Source organism: Aquisalimonas sp. APHAB1-3, from assembly GCF_048323695.1.
GTDB lineage: Bacteria > Pseudomonadota > Gammaproteobacteria > Nitrococcales > Aquisalimonadaceae > Aquisalimonas.
The window spans coordinates 1-2,702 of the sequence record NZ_JBLWFT010000025.1; the positions used below are offsets into that span (position 1 = coordinate 1).

General features: G+C 66.3%; 2 protein-coding genes. Both read left to right on the forward strand.

The window, feature by feature from the left end:
* Positions 1–263: 263 nt before the first annotated feature.
* Positions 264–1,787 carry an IS21 family transposase gene (gene istA / locus ACNSTU_RS17415; protein WP_418212803.1) on the forward strand — a complete coding sequence of 508 codons (1,524 nt, stop codon included), beginning with the start codon at positions 264–266 and terminating at the stop codon, positions 1,785–1,787.
* Entirely contained in the window at positions 1,774–2,514 is a 741-nt protein-coding gene (gene istB / locus ACNSTU_RS17420) for an IS21-like element helper ATPase IstB (protein ID WP_418212804.1), read from the forward strand. The genes istA and istB overlap by 14 nt, the downstream gene beginning before the upstream one ends.
* Positions 2,515–2,702 lie beyond the last annotated feature (188 nt).

Sequence of the window (2,702 nt, forward strand, 5' to 3'; positions counted from 1 at the left end):
TCGGTGGTCAACCCCAAGCACGTGCGCCGCTTCGCCGAGAGCCGCGGCATCGAGTCCAAAACCGATGCCCACGACCGCCGCGTGCTCGCGCTGTTCGGCCACGAACGTCGCCCCGCCGGGTGGCAGCTGTCACTGGCCAAGTAAATTGACCCCCTGCTGGCCAACAGTTTTGACCCACCTTCGGGTGGCCGTTGGGCCACGGATACACGTAGCGTCCCCGGCTTTGTTGAGCGGGCAAGGGCGCGGAAGTGAAGAGGTGGGTTGTGATACACAAGATCAAGGGGCTCTACGACGACGGCCGCGGGCTGTCCATCCGGGCGATCAGCCAGGAACTCGGGGTGTCGCGCAACACGGTGCGCAAGTACCTGCGCATGGACGAACAGACGGTGTGCGCGCTGCAGTCGGATCGCTCGCGCACCAAGCGGCTGGATCTCCAGCGCGACTACATCGCCTATCTGCTGGATCGCTATCCGCGGCTCACGGCGGTAAAGATCGCCCGCAAGCTGCGCGAGAAGCTCGGGGATCTGGACGTCTCCGAGCGCAGTCTGCGCCGGTATGTCCAGCAGATGAAGCGCACGGTGGCCACGGCGCAGCAGCGCTACTATGAGCCGGTGCTGGATCTGGTGCCGGGCGTGCAGTGCCAGGTCGACCCCGGCGAGCTGCGCGGGGTGGTCATCGGCAGCGAGGAGCGCACGGTCCACTTCGTGGTCTTCGTGCTCGCCTATTCACGGCTGATGCACGTGGGGGTGTCGCTGCGACCCATCGACACGACGACGTTCATGCACATGCACGACGAGGCCTTCCGCGCCTTCGGCGGTGTGCCCGAGGAGTGCGTGTACGACCAGACCAAGATGGTGGTCATCAGCGAGCAGTTCCGGGAGCTCACCGTCAACGAGCGCTTCCATGCCTACGCCACCGCCGCCGGGGTGCGCATCCACGCGTGCCAAGGCTACGACCCGGAGAGCAAGGGCAAGGTCGAGGCGGGCGTGAAGTACGTCAAGCGCGACGGACTCTACGGCGAGACCTTTGCCGATGAGCAGGCGCTGCGTGCTCATCTCCAGCACTGGCTGGACACCGTGGCCAACGAGCGCTACCACGGCACCACGGGCCGAGCGCCACGGGAGCTGTTCGAGGCCGAGGAGCGGGCTCATCTGGGCGCCTACCTCACGCCCCGGTGCCTCACCGCCGTCGACCCGGCGGCCACCGCCCGCAAGGTCGACAAGACGGGGCTGATCGCCTGGCGGGCGAACAAGTACTCCGTGCCCATGCGCTACCAGCAGGGCCGCGTCGGAGTCGTTGAGGACGGCACCACGGTGCAGGTCATCGACCTGGAGACCGGTGAGGTGGTCGCCACCCATGGGCTGTGCACCGGCAAGGGCGAGACGGTGCGCAACACCCATCACTACCGCGACCATGCCCAGCGCGTGGCGGATCTGGAGGCGAGCATCCAGACCCACCTGGGCAGCGCCCTGGGGGAGCAACTCTGTGGCCAGCTCAAGGCCACCGACCCGCGGATCTACAAGGACCAACTGCGTGGCGTCAGGGAGCTGCTGCGCCGCTATCCGCAGGCCGACGCCAAGCTGCTGGCCGAACTCGCCGAGCGCCCCGGCACCAGCGCCAGCACCGTCAAGCACTACCTCGAGGCCAGTGAACGGGCCGATGCCCGCGGACGGGACGATGTCGCCGGGACCGCAGCCGCCTCACGGCTGCCTGACACGGGGCTGGAGGCGTACGCCCGCCTTGGCCGCCCCAGCGGCCACCCGGAGGTGACCCATGAGCCGGCTTGAGGACACCGCCGGGCGCTACCGCAGCCTGCGCTGTAGTGCCGTGGCCACGGAGCTGCCGGATCTGCTCGCCCGGGCCGAGGACAACGCGCTGTCGTATCTCGCCTTCGCCGACCTGCTCGCCGAGCGCGAGCAGCACGCCCGCGAGGTCAAACGCCTGCAGGCGAACCAGCGCAAGGCCCGGCTGCCCGCCGACAAGCGGCTGGAGGCGTTCGACTACCACCACCAGACCACCATCACCAAGCGCCAGGTCAACGCCCTGCTCGACTTCGGCTTCGTGGATAACCGCGAGAACCTGGTGTTCATCGGCCCGCCCGGAGTGGGCAAGACCCACCTGGCCATCGGCATCGCCCAGAAAGCCCTGGAGGCCGGCTACAAGGCCGCCTTCCGCAATGCCCTGGCCCTGGTCGAGGAACTCGAACTCGCCGAGATGAAAGGCGAACTGAAGAAGAAAATCAGCCAACTGGCACGCTTCGATGTGCTCATCATCGATGAGCTCGGCTACCTGCCCATGAGCCGCCAGGCGCGCTACAACCTCTTCCAGCTCGTCCACAGCCTCTACGAGTACCGCTCGGTGATCCTGACCACCAACAAGGACTTCACCGACTGGGGCGAGTTCTTCCACAACGACAACGTCGCGGTGCCGATCATCGACCGCGTCATCCACCACTCACACATCTTCATGCTGGGAGGTGAGAGCTACCGACTCAAACAGAAAACCGCCGGCTAGTCACCGGCACCCGGGTCAAAGTTGTTGGCCACGAACGGGTCAAAATAAATGGCCATTGACAGCAGCCCCCACCGGCTCACGCCAAAGAGCTACGCACACTGCTCGATCGACTCGATGCGCTCGATGACGACATCCAGCGCGAGTACAACCGCCGAGAGAAGGCCGAAATCCAGGGCAATGACGACGTG